Here is an 18029-nt window from a genome sequence, read left to right as displayed (position 1 = left end):
AGCACGAGCACGATCCCGGCGATGAGGACGACGGCGAGGATGTCCAGGATCGGGTTCGCCAGGATCGCGGTGTTCTCCTGGAGCCAGGCCTGGGCGTCGAGCGGAACCAGTTCGGGAGCCCCGACCAGGCCGTTGGTGGTCCAGAACAGCACCCCGACGCCCACGATCAGCAGCCCGGTGACCACCGAGGTGGTGTGCAGCTCCCGGCCCAGCACGGTGAACGATCGCCCGCGCAGGAACCGGCGTCCACGGGCGCCCAGGCGCTGCCAGAGCGCGGCGATCAGCAGCAGCGGCAGCACCATGCCCGCGCCGTACACGGCGAGCATGACGCCGGCGGCGAGGGTGTCGCCGCGGGCGGCGGCCAGGGTGAGCACGGCGCCCAGGATCGGGCCGGCGCAGAATCCCGCGATGCCGCTGGCAGCGCCCAGCAGCACCGTCTTGACGAGTCCGGTCTTGGACGCCGCTTGCGCGTGCAGGTCTGCCCCGGCCGGTAGCAGCCGGGCAGGGTCGAACCCGAACCCGAGCGCCTGCGCCGCGCCGAGGACGACCAGGACCAGCGAGGCGACGAGCACGATCGCCTGCCGGTGAGTCACGAACAGCGTCCCCAGGGCGCCGGCTCCGACCCCCACGGGGACCAGGACGGTCAGCAGGCCGACGTAGAACACGGCTCCGTGCAGCAGCAGCCGGGGCCCGCTGCCGATCGTGGAGGCGAAGAACGCCGGCATCAGCAGCGCCGCGCACGGGCTCAGCAGCGCGAGCGTGCCGCCGGCGAACGCGGCGAGCAGTCCGATGTCCACGCCGCCTCACTCCGCCGCGTCGAGCGCGCTCTGGAACGCTTCCTGGAACACCTCGGTGGGCTGCGCCCCGACGATCGGCTGTCCGCCCAGGATGAAGATCGGGGTGGAGGTGGCGCCGAGGTCGAACCCGAACTGCTGGTTGGCGGCGATCACCTGCGCCGTCTCCTCCGAGCCCAGGTCGGCGGCGAACTGCTCGGTGTCCAAACCGAGTTCGCCCGCCAAGGCGACGAGGGCTTCCTCGCTCAGCTCGCTCTCGGACCTGCGCTCCCCGTCCTCGAACAGGGCGTCGTGGTACTCCCAGAGCGCCCCCTGGAGGGCGGCGGCGTACGAGGCCCGCGCTGCGCGCTCGGACGCGGGACCGAACACGTTGATGTCGCGCCACTCGATCCGCAGATCCCCGGCGTCGACGTGCTCCATCATCGACGGCAGTGTCTGCTCGCTCCACCGCGCGCAGAACGGGCACTGATAGTCCGAGAACACCACCAGCACCACCGGCGCATCCACGGGCCCGGCCGCGAGCAGGTCCGCCTCGTCCCTGGTCTCGGCCGCAGACAGGTCCGGTTGCTCGGGGTTCTGCACCTCCGTCGGCGCGCCGCTATCCGACGGCGAGCCCCCCTCCTCGGCCGTCGTGCCACTCCAGTTCACCGCCACGATCACGGCGATCAGGACAGCAGCCAGGGTCAACACGGCGACCGGCACGATTTGTGACGACCTCGAACGGTTCGACGGTTTCGGGCGGTTCGTGGTCTCGGTGGGCATAGGGATTCTCCTGTCACTGTCGCGGGCACCGACCTCTACTATCTCAGATAGTCGACTATGCGTGGTAGTCGAGTCGTGTCAGAATGGGTTCCATGACCTCTCCCACGACTCGATCCCGCCAGGGCATCGGCGAAAGCTTCCGGTTGGCGGTCCAGGCGCTTCGAGGGTGGACGGGCAGGCAGGTGCTGGCCGCGATCGCTGCCTCGGCGGTTGTCGCGGTGGTGATCGGGGTGGCGACGGTGCTGATCCCCAACCCGCTGTTCGGTCGAGACATCCCGCCGGTGTGGTGGAACTATCCGGTGTGGCTGGTCACCTCGGTGCTGTCGGGCATGCTGGTCGCTACGTATATCCGCCCGTACCGCGCCGCCGCGGACGAGCAGCAGGCGAATGCGGTCAGCGAGGACGGCGCCGCCACCGACGCGGCCGATGAGGCGCAGGCTCGGCGCAGCAGCCGGATGGGAATGGCCGGCGGCATCCTGGCGTGGTTCGCGGTGGGGTGCCCGGTGTGCAACAAGCTGGCGCTGCTGGCGCTGGGGTACTCGGGAGCGATCACCTGGTTCACCCCCGTGCAGCCGTTCCTCGCGCTCGGCGCGCTGATCCTGACCGGCGTCGCACTGGTGTGGCGACTACGCGGGCAGGTCGCTTGCCCGGTCCGCCCCGAGCCGGTGGCGGCTGTGCGATGAAGGCCGCCGATGGGCGCTCCGGCGACCTGCTGCGCCTGGGGGCGTTGGAAGCGCAGGTGATGGACGTGCTGTGGGACCACGGCCCGGCTACCGTGCGCGAAGTGATCGAGCACCTGCCCTCCGACCCCGCCTACACCACCATCGCGACCGTGCTCACCAACCTGGATCGCAAGCGCCTGGTGACCATCACGAGGCAGAACCGGTCCACCCGGTACGGCGCCAAGATCACCAGGCACGAGCACGCCGCGGGGCTGATGGAGCAGGTGCTGGAGGCTAGCCGCGACCGGGCCGCCTCGATCCTGCAGTTCGTGGACTCGATGCCCGAGAACGACCTGGACCTGCTGCGCGACTACCTGGAACGCCGCGACCGGGGAGACATGCCATGACCGCGGGCATCCTCACGATGGCTCTGTGCACCGGACTGGTGGCATTGGCGGTGTTCGGGCCGTGGTTGCTGCGGCACGCTGCCCCCGCCCTGGTGCGCGTCCCGCGCTTGGCGATCGTGGTCGTCGCCGGCGGCATCGGGGTCTGGCTGGTCACGCTGCTGGCGATCGGCCCGGTGCTGGCCTGGGCCGGAGCCGGCCCCGCGCTGCTGCCCGAACGCGCGGCCGAGGTCTGCCAACGGTGCCTGACCGCCGCGAACCCGTTCTCCGCCGACACCACCGAAACCCTGATCCCCGCGGTGCTGCTGCTCGCCCTGCCGGTGGCGCTGGCCCTTGCTCTGGGAGCAGGTCTTGCCCGCCAGATGGTTCGGCGCAGCTCTCGCTCCCGGGACGCCGCCCGCACGCTGCTGCACGGCGCGCGGCGGCAGCTCCTTCACGGGCACGAGGTGGCACTGGTCGACGCCGAGCACCCGTTCGCGCTTACCTTCCCCGACCGTCACGGCGGGATCGTGCTCTCCACCGGCGCGGTGCGCGCGCTGGGGCCGGGCGAGCTGGCCGCCGTGCTGGCCCACGAGCACGCCCACCTGCACCAACGCCACCACCTCATCACCGCGCTAGTGGACAGCATCGCCGCCTACCTACGGTGGGTGCCGCTGATCCGCGCTGTCGCCGACGCGCTGCCGCACTACCTGGAGATCGCCGCGGACGACCAGGCCCGCCGTCACGCAGGAACCAGGGCGCTGGTCAGCGCCCTGGTCAAGCTCGGCGAACGCACCCACCCCGCCATGCCGCAGCACTCCTGCCCTGTCGCCTTGCACGCCGCTGGTCCCGAACGCATCCGCCACCTCGTCCACCCCAGCGCCGGGCTGGCAGGCGCCCTGCCCGCCGTCGCGATCGCCGCATACCTGGTCGGCATGGCCGCCCTTGCTGCCCTCGTCCATCTGCCCTACGTCTCGGCCGCCCTCACCGGCTGCACCATCTGACCCTGCCGGAAACCAAGAGAGAACACCAAACAATGAATGAGAACACTCGTGAGGTGATCCTGCACGTGGCCGACGACCCCGCCGACGTGCAACGGGCGCTGGACGCCGCCGCCGGACTCCACGCCGCCGGCCTGGGAGTGCGGGTGCGGGTGATCGTCAACGGCCCGGCACTGGCCGGCCTGACCGGCACCGATGCCGTCCAGGTGCCCGAGCACACCGAGGTGGCCGCGTGCAGCGTCGGGCTCGGACGGCGCGGCATCGACCCCGGCGAGTTGCGACCCGAGGTCGGCACGGTCCCCTCCGCGGTCACCGCGATCGTCCATGCGCAACTGGCCGACGCCGCCTACATCCGCATCTGACCGGACCAGAAGGTGGCAGATGGAGCGCCGATGAGGACCATCGGGTTGCTGCACGGGATGAGCAGCGTCGCGACGGTGGACTACTACCGCCGGATCAACGACCGCGTGAACGAGCTGCGTGGCGGGCACGAGCGAGCCGAGCTGGTGCTGTCCAGCGTGAACTTCGGCGTCATCGAACGATGCGTGCGCGCCGAAGCCTGGGATGAGGCCGGACAGTATCTGGCAGGCAAAGCCCGGGGCCTGCAGCGGGGCACCGTTGCCGGTCGCGGCTGGTGAGCTGGCGCGGGCCGGAGTTCCGGTGTTCCCCTGTGCGCCGGCCGGGAAGCGGCCGATCCCGGAGCGCGGATTCCACGAGGCCAGCATCGACCCGAGCCGTGTTGAGGCGTGGTGGCGGGCGCGGCCGGCCGCGAACATCGGCATCCCGACCGGTGCCGTCTCGGGGCTGGTAGTGATCGACGTGGATGTGCACGGCGTCAACGGGTACGCCGCCTACGCGCGGTCAGCCCGGGCCGGGCTGATCCCCGAGCCGCTGGCGGTCGTGCGCACACCCACCGGCGGCCAGCACGCCTACTTTCCAGCCGACCCGAACCAGGCGCAACGGTCCTGGCAGGCAGGGAAGGTCGGCATCGACTGTCGCGGGGACGGCGGCTACATCATCGCCCCGCCCTCGCTGCTACGGCTCGACGGCCTGCGCACGCCGTACCGGGTCGAGCAGCTCGCGGCCGGTGCGGCCTGGCCGATAGATGCGGGCCGGCTGCGAGACTTCCTTGATCCTCGGCCCGCGCCTCGGCCGCGCCTCGGTGGGCCAGTGCGGCGCGAGGATGCGGAGCGGCTGGCGACGTGGCTGGGGCGGCAGGCCACAGACCGCAACCTCAAACTCTTCTGGGCCTCGTGCCGGTTGTCCGAGGGCGGGGTGCCGCTCACGGATGCCCTGGACGCGATGGTGACGGCCGCACAATCCGATTTCGGGGAGCGGGAGATCACCCGCACCGTCTACAGCGCCTATCGCAGCGTCGGCGCCGGAGCCCGCCGGGACCGTCCGGCCGCATCGGCTTCGGGCGAGTTCGCTCGCGGGAACGCGCAGCAGCGGGCGCCCGCCACGCGGGGGCTGTCATGAAGGAGCTACGCGGCCGCCGGTGGGCGGTCATCACCTCGGTCGCCGGGACGGTGTTCATCGCTGCCGGCGCGTTCTGGTTGTCGTTCACGTCCCTGGCCGACCTTGCCCGCCGCTCCGGGATCGGTGCCGGGCAGGCGTGGGCGTGGCCGCTGATCGTCGACGGCGTAATCGTGGTCTCCACGGTGGCCGTCGTTGCCCTCGCCGGTGAGCGAGCGGCGTGGTATCCGTGGGCGTTGCTGGTCGGCGGTGCCGCGGTGTCGGTGACGGCGAACTCGCTGCATGCGGTGGTCGCGGCCGACGCCGACGTGCCCGGACCGCTCGCGGCCGCGGTCGCTGCCGTGCCGCCGGTCGTGCTGCTGGCGATCACGCATCTGACCGTTGTGCTGACCCGCGCCACCGCACGCCCGGCTACTGCGCTCGAGTTGCCGCCGGCGGTCGAGCCGATCACCCCGTTGCCCCAGAGCGAGACGGCATCTCTTGACCCGCCATCTACGGCGGCAGGCGTCACCGCTGCGGACACGGACGGCGGGCCGGATCGTCGGGCGCTGGCGGCAGAGCTGCGAGAGCAGGACTGGTCGAACAAGGCCATCGCCCGGCATTTGGGCGTGCATCCCTCGACGGTGGGTCGCTGGCTGCCTCGTGCTCACCAGTCCGATGAGGCCGACCCGTCCGGGTCGCAGCCCGAGATGGAAGGAGCCCTGCCATGAACGATCAGGACCGGATGCGGGAGCAGCATCGCTCCGAGCCCGAGCCGCCACCCCGTAAGCGGAACGACCTGAACCCAACCGAGGCGACCGAAGCAGCGGGGACGCCGGATGCGGTCAAGGCCGCCGCGTCCCGCACGGCGGCGAAGGAGAAGCTGGCGCGGGTACGGGGCCGGGGCGTGGATTGGGTGCGCCCGACCGACCTGATCGCCCAAGGCGGCGGCCGGTTGTCCCGCCGGGGCATCGACCGGACCGCCGATATGAACCGGCACGTTCGCGCCCCGATCGAGAAGGGCGCCCGCTGGGTCGCCGAGCGAGCCAAGCGTCTGCCGCCTCTGAGCGCCTTCGGCCGTCGCGGCGGCGCCGAGCAGGGACCGCACCGCTCCGGGGTCGGGATGAGGTAGCCGGGTGGTGATGAGTCATGGGCGCTCATTCCGTCAAGGCGAGCCCCGCAGTCGTCTGCGGGTGCACCTCGCCGTCGGGAGGTGCCCAGACCATGACCAACGACACCAGCACCATGAGCGAGACCAGCGGCCGGACGGCTGAGGACTACCGCACCAGCGAGGGCCTGCGTGCCCTGCTGAAACGGCTGCACGCCGCCGGCCAGCGCGCCTGGGAGCACGACCCGGTAGCGGCAGAGCTGATGGCGTTCGCGGCCGAGAAGTACGCGGCGCTGGCGCACAAGCACCGGCTCGATCCGTGGGAGGCCGCGTCGGCGGCGTTCGACGTGATGCGCACCAAGGCCGCCCGCACCGCCGATGACCCGTGGGCGGTCATCACGCACGCGGTACGGATCACCTGCATCGCCGAGGAACGCGGCCAAGGGCTGCTGTGCTCGACCCACCAGGCACGCCGGCCCCGCTACTCGATCTTCCACGACCCCGAACGGCTCTCCGACCGCGAGAACGTCCTGAGCGACTACCATCCCGCGTTCCAGATCAAGGACGCCCACGACCGCGACAACACCCCGGAGCAGGCACCGGCCGAGCCGGCGGCAACCACCGCGGCGTCGGCGGTCGAGGACGCGATCACGCTGCTGATGCTGCTGGACTGGCCCGAGGGCACGGCACGCCCGGCGGTAGAACACGTCTGCGTGGCGCTGACGCGCGTCGGGAACCGGCACACCGCCTACGAGACACTGCGACGCGACAAGCACGCCCGAGCCCTGATCGACCTTCCTGGCCGGTCCTGGGCGGTGCTGCTGCGCGCCCTGCTCGGCTGCCCGGACCCGGCGCTCGCGGCGACCGGCGCGGGACGCGGCATCCTGCTGCGGCTGCTGATCGGCGAGACCCTGCCGGTGCTGCTGCGCGATGACGACCTCGTGCTCACCCTCTCCCTGGCCGCACCGGGCATCAGCAAGCCGGGCGCGAGAAAGGCGCGAGGTGCGGGATGAGCGCACCGGCCGGACACATCGAGCTGGAGCGGGCGGTTGACTCCATCACTGTCGGCCGCCGGCACCGCACGGACCTGGGCGACATCGACGCGCTCGCGGCGTCGATCGACCGGGACGGTCTGTTGCAGCCGCCGACGATCACCCCGGACGGGGTGCTGGTGTGCGGGGCGCGCCGGATGGCCGCGATCAAGAAGCTCGGCTGGCGCCGCGTCAGCGTGTGGGTGCGCTCCGGTATCTCGGACCGGCTGGGGCATCTGCTGGCCGAGCAGGACGACAACCAGCTCCACAAGCCGCTCACCGCGATCGAGGCCGCCGCCTTGTACCGGGAGATCAAGGAACTCATGGCCGAGGACGCCGCACGCCGCAAGGCCAAGACCCAGTTCCACGAGGGCCACGAGCCCGGAAAGCATGGTCCCGCCGATTCGGCGGGACCATCGGACTCGCACCAGCTCGGAGACGCTCGGACACAGGCGGCGCGGATGGTGACCGGCTCGGCGTCCTACAGTCGGCTGGAACAGATCGGCTACCTGCAACACCTGGCCGACGATCCGAGCACCCCGGAGACGATCCGCGTCCAGGCGCGGGACGGGCTGACGCAGATCGAGGCCGGTGCGGCGGTCAACCCGATCTTCCAGCGCCTCCGCGACAGCCAAGCCAAGGCCGACAGCGAGCGGGACCAACGGTTGCACGAGCTGGCCGACGAAGCCCTGGCCCGCGTCCACGCCGCCAAGACCAGCAAGGCCAGCAAGGTCAGCAAGCCGGCCACGCCGAAGCGTCGCCCCGTCGTTGAGGACGAGGAACCGACGCGGTACCCGCTGCGGGCGTTCGTACTGACCTGGGGCGACCTGGAAGCGTGGTGGACCCACTACGACGTGGACGAGCTGGCCGTCGAGCTCACCGACGAGCAGGCCGAGGCGTTCTTCGCCACCGTCGAGGGCACCACCGAGTTCGCCGACCGGCTCCGCACCGCCCGCACAACCGTCGCTGAGTCGGCGGGCCGGCCGCTGCTGCGCGCCCTCTGATGCACCGGTAGGGCCAGTCACCGGCGGGCTCACCTCTGGGCATGAAGACGAATCTCGCTTCCTGGTCCCGTGGCCGACTCATCGCGGTGATCGCCGCCGGCCTCGTGCTGCTGCTCCTGATCGGCGTCGGCGTGTATGGGCTCATCACCGGCCCACGACAGCCCACCGATCGCGCGCCCGATCCGGCTCCGACCATCACCGCTCCGGGTGAGTCCGAGCCCGGCAAACCGGGGCCGCCGCGGGTGATCCCCTCGCACGACCCGGATGAGTTCGCCCGCAATGTCGCTGAGGCGCTGTTCGCCTGGGACACCGGCTCCGGGCTGATGCCGCTGGATTACTCCGCCGCGATCTTGGAGGTCGGGGACCCCTCCGGCCATGAGCAGGCGGGCCTCGCCGCCGACATCGCGTCCTATCTGCCGTCGCGGGAGGCGTGGATCGAGCTGCGCAAGTACGCCACCACCCAGCATCTCACCATCGAGTCCTCGTTCGTGCCCCAAGCATGGGACACCGCGGTTGAGCAGGCCCAGTCCGGCCAGCTCCCGCGTGGTGCGACCGCGATCACGATCGAAGGAACCCGGCACCGCGAGGGCGTCTGGAACGGCGAACCCGTCACCAGCGAGCACCCCGTGGCCTTCACCGTGTTTCTGGCCTGCCCGCCCCCGGCGCCGGAGTTCCGCACCGGCCCGTGTCACGTGCTGCGCCTGTCGCAGCTCGACAACCCGCTGCGATGACAGAAGGCACGCCGTGGTCAAGAAGCTCCTCATCCTCGGACTCGCCTTCGTCCTGTTAGGCCCTGCCTGTGTCCTGATGGCGATCGGCGTGCTGATGAACCCCGCCGCCGCGAACTGCGCCGTCCCCGGCGGCAGCGTCACCGTGGGCAACGTCCCCGATTCGTTGACCGTCACCACGCAAGACGGCACCACGTTCACGCTGAACAAGACCCAGCTCACGCACGCGGCCACGATCATCACTGTCGGCGGCGGCATCGAGGGCGTCGGCCGGCCCGGCATCAAGATCGCGCTGATGGCCGCGCTCACCGAGAGCACCCTGCGCCAGCTCGCCAACACCAGTGCCTACCCCGAGTCCGCGAACTACCCCAACGACGGCAACGGCGGCGACCACGACTCCCTCGGCCTGTTCCAGATGCGCCCGCAATCCGGGTGGGGAACCGTCGCGGAGCTGATGGACACGAACTATCAGGCCCGCGCGTTCTACGGCGGACCCGATGGACCTAACTATCCCTCGCCGCGGGGCCTGCTGGACATCCCCGGCTGGGCGCAGATGGACCCCGGCGAGGCCGCGCAAGCCGTCGAGGTCAGTGCCTACCCTGACCGCTACCGCAACTACGAGCCGGTCGCCGAACGCATCCTCGACGCTCTCACCGGCGCGACGGGTGCGGCTGGCCCGGCCACCGCCTCGGTGGTGGCCGGTCCGGTCGCGGAGTCCTCGCGGGTCGTGTTCCCGCTCCCCGAGGGAACTTGGGTGCTCACCAGCGAGTTCGGGCCGCGTATCCATCCGATCACCGGGGAACCGTCGTTCCACACCGGCACCGACTTCGCCGCACCGGACGGCACGCCGATCCTCGCCGCCGCAGACGGGACCGTGACCGTGGCCGAGTTCTCCGGCGGCTACGGCGGACTCATTGTCATCGAGCACCAGATCGACGGGCAGACCGTGGCGACCGCCTACGCGCATATGTGGCAGTCCGGCATCCTCGTCGCGGCCGGAGATCGTGTGACCGCGGGCCAGCACATCGGCGATGTCGGCAGCTCCGGGAACAGCACGGGGCCACACCTGCATTTCGAGGTCCGGCCCGGCGGCACGAGCGGCGAGGCCGTCGACGCGGCCAAGTGGCTTAACGACCACAACGCGGTCGACCTGCCCGAAGCCACGGTCGGCAGCCCGAACGAGTGCAGTTCCGGTGGAGCGCCGGGCGATCCCGCCCCGCTGGACGGCGACCCCGACCAGATGGTCGATGACCCCACCAGCGACGGGCAGATCACCGCGCGGATGGCGCACGTCATGGCCCAAGCCCGTGCCGCGTTCCCCGACAGCTCCTGGGCCTGCTACTCGCCCCGGCCCGGCACAACGTCAGAGCACCCGCTGGGCCGGGCGTGTGACATCACGTTCGGGAACCCGATCGGGACGCACCCGACGCCCGCGCAGCTCGAGGACGGGTGGCGGGTGACGAACTGGATGAAGGACCACGCCGAGTCGCTGGGCGTGGAGTACCTGATCTGGCAGGGCCAAATCTGGTCCCTGGCCCGCGACGCCGAAGGCTGGCGCCCCTACAACGGCGGCGGGATGCACGACCCCGGCGACGTGACCGGCGGCCATTACGACCACCTGCACGTCACCGTCAGGGCCGGTTCGTGATGGAAGTGTTCCCCGACTTCGACGGGCTCGGAGGCATCGGTGATCTGAAACAGGTCATCGGCGCCCTGCTGATGTTCGTGCTCATCGTCGCGGTGCTCATGGTCATCGTCTCGGCGATCTGCTGGGCGCTGGGCGCCTCGCACGGCAACCACTCGCTTGCCTCCAAGGGCCGGGTCGGGGTGCTCGTCGGCGTCGGCGCCGCCGCGCTCGCCGGCGCGGGGGTGGCGTGGGTGAACTGGCTCATCGCCCTCGGCCAACAGCTCTGATCCTCCGTCGCCAGCAGGCCCGCTCTCTGCGTTGGGAGCGGGCCTTTCGTCTGCCCGGTCTCGCCAGTCGCTCCCTGGTTCACCTCGTCGCCACAAGCCATTCGCTCAGCGAGGGAGTAACCGCCGTGATCGACATCGACCCCAACAGCTCGGGACTGCCCGGCATCGACCAGCTCCGCACCATCGTTGGCGCCGTGATGACGGTCGGCCTCATCCTCTCCGTACTGGCGCTAATCGTCTCCGCGATCGTCTGGGCCTACGGCGCCAACAGCTCGAACCCGCATCTGGCGGGCAGGGGCAAGCTGGGCGTTCTCATCTCCTGCGGTGCCGCGGTGATCTGCGGCGCGGCGGTGACGCTCGTGAACTTCTTCTGGAACGTCGGCCAGGCTGTATAGGGCCGCCGGTCACCGCAGGAGATTTGAGATGGGTGTCTGCGACGTTCCCGTGATTTCGACCGTCTGCGACGTGGCGGGCGAGGCTGCCGCGACGGTCGTGGCTGCCCCGTTCGACTGGCTCGCCCAGGCGATGGGCGGCGCGGCCGGCTGGCTGATCGAGGCGATGTGGGCCGTGTTCGACACGACCACGCTGGTCGATGTCCAGACGGACGGGTTCACCAGCGTCTACAACCTGATCTTCGGCATCGGCGTCTTCCTCGTCCTGATCTTCTTCTGCCTGCAACTCATCACCGGGCTGATCCGCCGCGACCCGACCGCGCTGTCCAGAGCCGCGCTCGGCGCGGCGAAATCGGTGCTGGGCGCGTTCGTGGTCGTCACGCTGACCGCGCTCGCACTGGAAATCGTGGACCAGCTCAGCATCGGCATCATCCAGACGTCCGGCGAGACCACCGAGACGATGGGCGACAAGATCATCCTGCTCGCCGCCGGGCTCAGCGGCATCAACATCGCCGCGCCCGGCGTCGGCGCGATCGTCACGATCTTCCTGGCCGGGCTGATGATCGCCGCCGTCGCGATCGTCTGGTTCAGCCTGCTGATCCGCAAGGCGCTGCTGCTGGTCGGCGTGGTGCTGGCACCGATCGCGTTCGCCGGCGCGTCCTGGGACGCCACCAAAGGATGGATCGGGAAATGGGCGGCGTTCGTGATCGCCCTCATCATCAGCAAGCTCGTGCTCGTCGTCATCTTCTTGCTGGCGATCACGCAGATCGCCACCCCGATCGAGCTGGACATCGCCGCCGTCACCGAACCGATCACCGGCATCGTGCTCATGGGCATCGCGGCCTTCGCGCCCTACATGGTCTACCGCTTCGTGTCGTTCGTGGGCTTCGACCTGTACCAGCAGATGGGCACCGAGCAGGAGGCCAAGAACGCGCTCAACCGTCCCGTCCCGATCCCCTCCAAGCCCCAAGGCGGCGGCGAGCCCAAGAAGGTTCTCGAAGACCCCAATGACGGCGCGTCGGACGCAGGATCAGGTGGCACGCCTCCGCCGTCGCCCGCCCCGGCGCAGGCACCTGCCGCGGCCGGCGGTGAAACCGTGGGCGCCGAAGCCGGCGCCTCCGCCGCGGGCGCGGGACCGGCGGCAGCCGTCGTGGTCGGAGCGAAGGTCGCCAAGGATGCCGCCGAGGCCGGGCCGAAGGCCGGGCACGCGGTGGCCGGTCAGGCCGAGACCGCCGCCGACGCCGCAGGCGGGCAGAACGGCGGCACCCCGCCGCCGTCGCAGACGCCCCCGCCGTCCACGCCGCAGCCGAGGACGCCCACGGAGCCGTCCAACCCCACGGCATCGCCGTGGGGCAAGGAGTGACCACCCATGCCCACCACGGACCAGAAGACACCCGGTAGCGAGCTGACGCCGATGAAGTTCAGCCGACTCACCCGCCGAGGGGTGCTGCTCGGCCTCTCGGTCGCGCAGCTCATCACCCTCGGCATCGGCGGCCTGGCGCTGCTGGCCGCGTTCTACGGCGGCGCCGGGATGCTGCTGGTCTACACCGCCCCGGTCTGGCTGCTCGCGGTCGTGCTGACCTGGGTGCCCATCGCTGGGAGGCCGATGGTCGAATGGCTCCCTGTCGCGCTCTGGTGGCTGTGGCGCTCCACCGGCGGGCAACTGCTCTACCGGCGGCGGATCGTCAAGCCCCGCCCTGCCGGAAGTCTCGCGCTGCCCGGTGACATGGCCCGGCTTCGGGAGCACCTGGACCCCGAGACCGGGGCGTGCATGATCCACGACCCCCGCCAGGCAACCTTGACGGTCGTGACGGAAGTGACCCATCCGGCATTCATCCTGCTCGACCCCGGCGAGCAAGAGCGCCGCGTCACCTCCTGGGGGCGAGTGCTCGCCACGGTCTGCCGGTCCGGGCGGATCGCGACCCTGCAAGTGCTCGAACGAACCCTGCCCGACTCCGGTAGCGGGCTGGCCGAGTGGTGGGCCGAGCACGGCACCGACGACGGCTCCTGGGCCGCGACCACCTACCGCGAACTGATCGAGCGGGCCGGCCCCGCCGGGGAACGGCACGCCACCACGGTCAGCCTCTCCCTGGACATGAAGGTCGCCTCCCGGCAGATCAGGACCGCCGGCGGCGGCATCCGCGGCGCCGCCGCGGTGCTCCGGCAGGAGATGGCGACGCTGGTCGCCGCGCTGCGTTCGGCGGACTTGACCCCTTCGGGGTGGCTCGGCCCCGGTCAGGTCGCGGTCATCCTCCGCTCGGCGTATGACCCGGCCGTGGCCGCCACCTTGGAGCGCCACGGGCGGCTCGGGCAGGAGCTCGCCGCCGCCGGCCCGGTCGCGGTCACCGAGACCTGGGGCAACCTGCGCACCGACTCCGCCTGGCACACCGTGCTGTGGGTCTCGGAGTGGCCCCGCAGCCTCGTCTATCCGGGGTTCCTCGCGCCGGTGCTGCTCTCCACCGGCATCCAACGGGCGGTGTCGCTGATCTACACCCCGATGCGCTCGGACCAGGCGGCCCGCGACATCCGCAAGAAGAAGGTCGAACACATCTCCGATGCGGCCCAGCGCGCCCGAATCGGGCAGATCGAGGACGCCGCGCAGACCGCCGAATACCAAGACGTTCTCCAGCAGGAAGCCGACCTGACCGCCGGCCACGGGATTCTACGGGTCTCCGGGCTCATCTCCGTCTCCGCCCCCAGCGTCGACGAGCTGGAAGCCGCAGTCGCCGCGATCGAACAAGCCTCGATCCAAGCCTCCTGCGAGACCCGAAGGCTCGTCGGCCAGCAAGCCGTCGCGTTCACGGCGGCCGCGCTGCCGCTGTGCCGCACGGTGTGACCGGCGCGCTCACCTGGCAGGCATCCCACCCTCGTTGAAGGAGGCCCGTGATGCCGACATACACGAACCCGACCAGCGATGCCAGCGATGCCTACGAGGCGTTGCGCGGTCTGGCTCACGCCAGCCGTAGCTTCGAGGACCCGTCCGAGACCTACGTGGTGATCGGTGAGCTGTTGGGCGGGCTGCGATCGCTGCGGCAGGTGCTCGACCAGCTCGCCGCCGCCCATCTGAGCCGGCAGCATCACGTCACCGACGAGTCCCGCGAGTACAGCGGCGGTGCGGCCGAGGCGCTGGCCGCAGCGGATGAGCTGCACCAGGCCGGCACGCTCATCGACCAGGCCGACGACCGCCTGAGCGCGGCCATGACCCACTCGGGCCGGATCGTGTGGAACCCGCAGGACCGGATGGTGGAGCGGTGGGTTGGCGTCGTGTTCCTCCAAGGCGAGGAAGCCGACCGGGTGATCGACCTCATCGACGCCCACGGGGTCGAGGCGGGGATCGAGCATCTGTCGGCGTGGGACTACGGCGAGGAGACCACGAACGCCGCCTTGGAGAACGGCGACGTTCACGACACCGCCCCGGTCTATCCCGGTGACCGGCAGGCCGAGACCGGCGACTACGCGATGACCTACAACCCGATGGCCGGGCACGTCGCCCTGTACCGGCGGCACCTGATCCGTGCCGAGGACGCCATCGACAAAGAAGCAGGGGCGCACGTCCCGGCCCGCCGCCCGACGACAGGCCGTGAGCGAGAGACGGCCGGGCGGCGTAGCGCCGTCCGTGACGGGGGCTGGTTCGAGCATCCCGGCGTCGCCGCCGTCAAGCAGGCCCGCGGGCTGTCGCTCTGACATAGCCACCACGGAGACGTGCCGGCGCGCACCTGCCCGCCATGAACAGCGCAGACCCCACCGCTTCGATGTCCCGGCACGTCGGGACGCTCACCTTGACCGTCTGGCCGGACTCGCCGCTGGGCGAGCACCAGCGATATGCCTACCGCATCGAGGACACCGCGACCGGGCAGACGCTCGTCGGCCGGGACCTGTTCACCGGCGCCGGAGCGCCGGTCGCCCCGGACCGCGCGATGCGCGACCTCGCCGCCTTCCTGGCAGCGGCCGGCGACGCCCGCCAGTACGCCATCGACAACCCCGGCAGCAGGCCCGAGCATGAGTGCCTGTTTCCCGGATGGGTCGCGGAGGCCGCTCGCCAGAACGCGGACGCGCTGGCACCGCTCGGCATCGAGGGCCCGCCGCAGCCCAAGCCGGACATGCCACAGCAGCCTCGCCCGGCGCCGGACTCGTCATGGTTCGACCGTCCCGCCGGCGGTTGGGTCTCCGGGACGCGGGGGCGGTCGTTGTGAGCCGGGGCGAGAAGCTGCACACCGCTGTCCTCGTCACTCCCGCCTCGGAGCGGCGCCGGCTGCGCAAGCAGCGGCGGCAAGCCGCCGCCCGCCTCGTCGCCGAGCAGCGTCACGTCGAGAAGGAAGCGGCCCAGGCCAAGGCCGCCGCCGAACGGGCTGAACGCCGTGCCACGGTCTACCTGCCCGCCGCCGGCGAGCCCGGCCCGGCCGCGCTGAGGACACCGGGCCGCTTCCGGGTGGCCCGGCATCAGGACACCAGCGCCGTGCTCGCCGGGCAGTACCCGTTCCTGGCCGAAGCCGGGCTCGGAGCCGCGGGAATCTTCATCGGCCAAGACCTCTACAGCGGCTCCTCGTTCGTGTACGACCCGTGGGAGTTGTACCGCAGGGGCATCATCACCGCGCCGAACCTGATCTTGGCGGGGATCGTCGGCTCCGGGAAATCGTCGCTCGCCAAGAGCCTCTACACCCGCAGTCTGCCCTTCGGGTACCGCGTCTATGTCCCCGGCGACCCCAAAGGCGAGCACTCCGGCGTCGCCGAAGCAGTCGGCGGGAAAGCGATCATCCTCGGGCACGGGATGGGCAACAGGCTCAACCCCTTGGATGAGGGCTACCGGCCCGGCGGCCTGTCCGACCAGGAGTGGGCCACCACCCTCGCCGCGCGACGCCGCGATCTGCTCGGAGCCTTGACGGAGACGGTGCTGGATCGGCGGTTGGCGCCGTTGGAGCACACCGCGATCGACACCGCCCTGGCCGGCGCGGTCCGCGACGCGGACGTGCCGATCCTGCCGATGGTGGTCGACCGGCTGCTGCGCCCCGACCCTGCCGACGACCCGGACGGCCGGCTCACCGAGGACGGCCGCCAGGTCGGCCACGCGCTGCGCCGCCTGGTGGCCGGGGACCTGGCCGGCCTGTTCGACGGGCCGAGCACCGTCAGGTTCGACCCGTCGCTGCCGATGGTCAGCCTCGATCTTTCGCGCGTCACCGAGAACAGCACGTTGATTTCGGTGCTGATGACCTGCTCGTCGGCATGGATGGAAGCCGCCCTGCTCGACCCCAACGGGGGCCGCAGATGGGTCGTCTACGACGAGGCATGGAGGCTCATGTCCCACCCGGCGCTCCTGCGCAGGATGGACGCCCACTGGCGTCTCGCCCGGCACTACGGGCTGGCCAATCTCTTGGTGTTCCACAAGCTCACCGACTTGGAGAACGTCGGCGATGCCGGATCGGCGAACCGGGCGCTGGCGAACAGCCTGCTGGCAAACGCGGAGACGAGGATCGTCTACCGGCAGGAGACCGATCAGCTCGGCCCCACCGCCGTCGCGCTCGGGCTGACCGGCACCGAACGCCGCCTGCTGCCCGGACTCGGCACCGGGCAAGGGCTCTGGCGGATCAAGGACCGGGCCTTCGTCGTGCAGCACCAACTCCACCCCGCCGAGCTCGCCGCGTTCGACACCACCGCCCGCATGACCGGCAAAGGCTAGAGCCGTCGCCCGCGATCGATTCCCGTTCTACGCCTGTCCGCATAGCGTCCCGCTTACGCTGGAAGCATGGCTGTGGACCCCGCACTTTCCGAGCTCGCTCGCCCGATTGAGGACGGACAGCCGTGGCCGCGGCCTGCGTGCCCCAAGTGCCAGACCGGATACATCGGATTCTCAGCGCCCACCGAGGATGAAGGACACGATTCAGCTTCCGCGCGCAACCACCCTGCGTTCGAGCCGGAGTGGATTTCCGGCACGTTTGTCGTCCGCGGTCAGTGCGAGAATCCCGAGTGTCGACAGGCTGTGCACGGCACGGCGACTATCGCGTGGACTACTCCCACAGGTCGAACCGCGATGATTTCGAGTACCAAGGCATCGCCTATTCCTCGTACTACACTGTGACGCACCTGCATCCGCCGATGCTGATAATGCCGATCCCGAGATAGGCACCCGACGAAGTAAGAGAGGGTGTGCTGCGCGCTTCTCGCGTGCTTTTCGCTGATCCTGGTCTGGCCGCAACTGCGCTGCGTGCCACGGTGGAACGGTTCTTGACTTCAGAAGGAATCTCTGCAACTCGACCATCTGGGCAATTTCGGAACGCGCACGAACGTATCAAAGAGTGGCGTGATGCTGACCCAGACCGTCCAGCGGTGGCCGATCTCTTCTTCGCCGTCAAATGGCTCGGAAACGTCGGAACCCACGAGGACTCGGACTTAACCACTATGGAGGTGCTGGACGGAGCCAGAGTGCTCGACGAGGCGTTCCACCGACTCTTCACTGGCCCGGATATCGATGCCCAAGCACGAACCATAAACGCGGCCAAGGGGCCATCGCGGCAACCTTGAGCAACGATGGCCAAACCAGGGCTAAGTGACTCAACCTCTGAGTCTGTAGACCGTCTCACCCGTGTTGACATCGACCACACGGCCGTCATCGCGCACGCGAAACCGTGTCTCGCCGGAATTGGCATCCACCACTCTGCCGTCGTCGCGGACACGGAATGATGTCTCCCCAGTGTGCGCGTCAACCATCCGGTTGCCGCGCACGCGAAACCGTGTTATCACCCGAACTCGCACTGACCGCCCGGCGGCCGTCCCAAGTTTCATCACTCATACGAAGAGCCT

General features: G+C 70.3%; 23 protein-coding genes. 21 read left to right on the top strand and 2 right to left on the bottom strand.

Features of this window, described 5'->3' with window-relative positions; translation table 11 throughout:
* The coding region (locus tag RJ05_RS26555) for a cytochrome c biogenesis CcdA family protein (protein ID WP_036542095.1) at window positions 1-797 on the bottom strand (797 nt) is incomplete at its 3' end.
* A gap of 6 nt (window positions 798-803) precedes the next feature.
* Window positions 804-1556: a DsbA family protein gene (locus RJ05_RS26550; RefSeq protein ID WP_051016935.1), complete on the bottom strand. Its 753-nt coding sequence runs from the start codon at window positions 1554-1556 to the stop codon at window positions 804-806.
* Window positions 1557-1648: 92 nt separating this feature from the next.
* Here RJ05_RS26550 and RJ05_RS26545 point away from each other — a divergent pair, with 92 nt between their 5' ends.
* From RJ05_RS26545 to RJ05_RS30365, 21 genes are all read left to right on the top strand, one after another.
* Window positions 1649-2239: a hypothetical protein gene (locus RJ05_RS26545; RefSeq protein WP_051016936.1), complete on the top strand. Its 591-nt coding sequence runs from the start codon at window positions 1649-1651 to the stop codon at window positions 2237-2239.
* Window positions 2236-2625: a BlaI/MecI/CopY family transcriptional regulator gene (locus tag RJ05_RS26540; RefSeq protein WP_036542093.1), complete on the top strand. Its 390-nt coding sequence runs from the start codon at window positions 2236-2238 to the stop codon at window positions 2623-2625. Before RJ05_RS26545 ends, RJ05_RS26540 begins: the two co-directional genes overlap by 4 nt.
* Window positions 2622-3605, top strand: a complete 984-nt coding sequence (locus tag RJ05_RS26535) for a M56 family metallopeptidase (RefSeq protein ID WP_036542091.1) — start codon at window positions 2622-2624, stop codon at window positions 3603-3605. The genes RJ05_RS26540 and RJ05_RS26535 overlap by 4 nt, the downstream gene beginning before the upstream one ends.
* A gap of 32 nt (window positions 3606-3637) precedes the next feature.
* A complete protein-coding gene (locus RJ05_RS26530; protein WP_036542089.1) occupies window positions 3638-3964 on the top strand; it encodes a hypothetical protein in 327 nt (108 codons plus the stop codon).
* 30 nt (window positions 3965-3994) lie between these two features.
* Window positions 3995-4240 carry a hypothetical protein gene (locus RJ05_RS26525; protein ID WP_036542087.1) on the top strand — a complete coding sequence of 82 codons (246 nt, stop codon included), beginning with the start codon at window positions 3995-3997 and terminating at the stop codon, window positions 4238-4240.
* Window positions 4221-5081, top strand: a complete 861-nt coding sequence (locus tag RJ05_RS26520; RefSeq protein WP_211357604.1) for a bifunctional DNA primase/polymerase — start codon at window positions 4221-4223, stop codon at window positions 5079-5081. The genes RJ05_RS26525 and RJ05_RS26520 overlap by 20 nt, the downstream gene beginning before the upstream one ends.
* Window positions 5078-5788 (top strand): helix-turn-helix domain-containing protein, encoded by a 711-nt coding sequence (locus RJ05_RS26515; RefSeq protein ID WP_036542085.1) that lies wholly within the window; start codon window positions 5078-5080, stop codon window positions 5786-5788. The genes RJ05_RS26520 and RJ05_RS26515 overlap by 4 nt, the downstream gene beginning before the upstream one ends.
* A complete protein-coding gene (locus RJ05_RS26510) occupies window positions 5785-6189 on the top strand; it encodes a hypothetical protein (protein ID WP_026529658.1) in 405 nt (134 codons plus the stop codon). Before RJ05_RS26515 ends, RJ05_RS26510 begins: the two co-directional genes overlap by 4 nt.
* A 92-nt stretch (window positions 6190-6281) precedes the next feature.
* Complete coding sequence (locus RJ05_RS26505) at window positions 6282-7178, top strand: hypothetical protein (protein ID WP_026529659.1); 897 nt, start codon at window positions 6282-6284, stop codon at window positions 7176-7178.
* On the top strand, window positions 7175-8200 hold the full coding sequence (locus RJ05_RS26500) for a ParB N-terminal domain-containing protein (protein ID WP_026529660.1): 1026 nt from the start codon (window positions 7175-7177) through the stop codon (window positions 8198-8200). The genes RJ05_RS26505 and RJ05_RS26500 overlap by 4 nt, the downstream gene beginning before the upstream one ends.
* A 41-nt stretch (window positions 8201-8241) precedes the next feature.
* Window positions 8242-8931 (top strand): hypothetical protein, encoded by a 690-nt coding sequence (locus RJ05_RS26495; RefSeq protein ID WP_036542082.1) that lies wholly within the window; start codon window positions 8242-8244, stop codon window positions 8929-8931.
* 13 nt (window positions 8932-8944) lie between these two features.
* Window positions 8945-10576: a M23 family metallopeptidase gene (locus RJ05_RS26490; RefSeq protein WP_036542080.1), complete on the top strand. Its 1632-nt coding sequence runs from the start codon at window positions 8945-8947 to the stop codon at window positions 10574-10576.
* The gene (locus RJ05_RS26485; protein ID WP_026529667.1) at window positions 10576-10842 is read left to right on the top strand and encodes a DUF6112 family protein; all 267 of its coding nucleotides are present in this window, start codon (window positions 10576-10578) and stop codon (window positions 10840-10842) included. Before RJ05_RS26490 ends, RJ05_RS26485 begins: the two co-directional genes overlap by 1 nt.
* Window positions 10843-10967: 125 nt before the next feature.
* Window positions 10968-11237, top strand: a complete 270-nt coding sequence (locus tag RJ05_RS26480) for a DUF6112 family protein (protein WP_026529668.1) — start codon at window positions 10968-10970, stop codon at window positions 11235-11237.
* Between the two features lie 28 nt (window positions 11238-11265).
* Window positions 11266-12597 (top strand): TrbL/VirB6 family protein, encoded by a 1332-nt coding sequence (locus RJ05_RS26475; protein WP_026529669.1) that lies wholly within the window; start codon window positions 11266-11268, stop codon window positions 12595-12597.
* 6 nt (window positions 12598-12603) lie between these two features.
* The gene (locus tag RJ05_RS26470; protein ID WP_026529670.1) at window positions 12604-14070 is read left to right on the top strand and encodes an SCO6880 family protein; all 1467 of its coding nucleotides are present in this window, start codon (window positions 12604-12606) and stop codon (window positions 14068-14070) included.
* A gap of 50 nt (window positions 14071-14120) precedes the next feature.
* Entirely contained in the window at window positions 14121-14918 is a 798-nt protein-coding gene (locus RJ05_RS26465) for a hypothetical protein (RefSeq protein ID WP_036542075.1), read from the top strand.
* A gap of 41 nt (window positions 14919-14959) precedes the next feature.
* A complete protein-coding gene (locus RJ05_RS26460; protein WP_026529672.1) occupies window positions 14960-15427 on the top strand; it encodes a hypothetical protein in 468 nt (155 codons plus the stop codon).
* Entirely contained in the window at window positions 15424-16908 is a 1485-nt protein-coding gene (locus tag RJ05_RS26455; protein WP_036542070.1) for a putative type IV secretion/conjugal transfer ATPase, read from the top strand. Before RJ05_RS26460 ends, RJ05_RS26455 begins: the two co-directional genes overlap by 4 nt.
* A 66-nt stretch (window positions 16909-16974) precedes the next feature.
* A complete protein-coding gene (locus RJ05_RS33205) occupies window positions 16975-17307 on the top strand; it encodes a DUF8608 domain-containing protein (RefSeq protein ID WP_498043712.1) in 333 nt (110 codons plus the stop codon).
* Window positions 17308-17375: 68 nt separating this feature from the next.
* Entirely contained in the window at window positions 17376-17750 is a 375-nt protein-coding gene (locus RJ05_RS30365) for a DUF4145 domain-containing protein (protein ID WP_081597555.1), read from the top strand.
* The last annotated feature ends 279 nt before the right edge of the window (window positions 17751-18029 follow it).

It is taken from the genome of Nocardia cyriacigeorgica NBRC 100375 (assembly GCF_000308555.1).
Taxonomy (GTDB): domain Bacteria; phylum Actinomycetota; class Actinomycetes; order Mycobacteriales; family Mycobacteriaceae; genus Nocardia; species Nocardia cyriacigeorgica.
This window is presented reverse-complemented; position numbering and strand designations above follow the sequence as displayed.

What these genes read in the sequence shown, in the direction of transcription:
- RJ05_RS26550 (WP_051016935.1), bottom strand. Translation starts at nt 1,556, where the DNA reads ATGCCCACCGAGACCACGAACCGCCCGAAACCGTCGAACCGTTCGAGG.
- RJ05_RS26545 (WP_051016936.1), top strand. Translation starts at nt 1,649, where the DNA reads ATGACCTCTCCCACGACTCGATCCCGCCAGGGCATCGGCGAAAGCTTC.
- RJ05_RS26540 (WP_036542093.1), top strand. Translation starts at nt 2,236, where the DNA reads ATGAAGGCCGCCGATGGGCGCTCCGGCGACCTGCTGCGCCTGGGGGCG.
- RJ05_RS26535 (WP_036542091.1), top strand. Translation starts at nt 2,622, where the DNA reads ATGACCGCGGGCATCCTCACGATGGCTCTGTGCACCGGACTGGTGGCA.
- RJ05_RS26530 (WP_036542089.1), top strand. Translation starts at nt 3,638, where the DNA reads ATGAATGAGAACACTCGTGAGGTGATCCTGCACGTGGCCGACGACCCC.
- RJ05_RS26525 (WP_036542087.1), top strand. Translation starts at nt 3,995, where the DNA reads ATGAGGACCATCGGGTTGCTGCACGGGATGAGCAGCGTCGCGACGGTG.
- RJ05_RS26515 (WP_036542085.1), top strand. Translation starts at nt 5,078, where the DNA reads ATGAAGGAGCTACGCGGCCGCCGGTGGGCGGTCATCACCTCGGTCGCC.
- RJ05_RS26510 (WP_026529658.1), top strand. Translation starts at nt 5,785, where the DNA reads ATGAACGATCAGGACCGGATGCGGGAGCAGCATCGCTCCGAGCCCGAG.
- RJ05_RS26505 (WP_026529659.1), top strand. Translation starts at nt 6,282, where the DNA reads ATGACCAACGACACCAGCACCATGAGCGAGACCAGCGGCCGGACGGCT.
- RJ05_RS26500 (WP_026529660.1), top strand. Translation starts at nt 7,175, where the DNA reads ATGAGCGCACCGGCCGGACACATCGAGCTGGAGCGGGCGGTTGACTCC.
- RJ05_RS26495 (WP_036542082.1), top strand. Translation starts at nt 8,242, where the DNA reads ATGAAGACGAATCTCGCTTCCTGGTCCCGTGGCCGACTCATCGCGGTG.
- RJ05_RS26485 (WP_026529667.1), top strand. Translation starts at nt 10,576, where the DNA reads ATGGAAGTGTTCCCCGACTTCGACGGGCTCGGAGGCATCGGTGATCTG.
- RJ05_RS26475 (WP_026529669.1), top strand. Translation starts at nt 11,266, where the DNA reads ATGGGTGTCTGCGACGTTCCCGTGATTTCGACCGTCTGCGACGTGGCG.
- RJ05_RS26470 (WP_026529670.1), top strand. Translation starts at nt 12,604, where the DNA reads ATGCCCACCACGGACCAGAAGACACCCGGTAGCGAGCTGACGCCGATG.
- RJ05_RS26465 (WP_036542075.1), top strand. Translation starts at nt 14,121, where the DNA reads ATGCCGACATACACGAACCCGACCAGCGATGCCAGCGATGCCTACGAG.
- RJ05_RS26460 (WP_026529672.1), top strand. Translation starts at nt 14,960, where the DNA reads ATGAACAGCGCAGACCCCACCGCTTCGATGTCCCGGCACGTCGGGACG.
- RJ05_RS33205 (WP_498043712.1), top strand. Translation starts at nt 16,975, where the DNA reads ATGGCTGTGGACCCCGCACTTTCCGAGCTCGCTCGCCCGATTGAGGAC.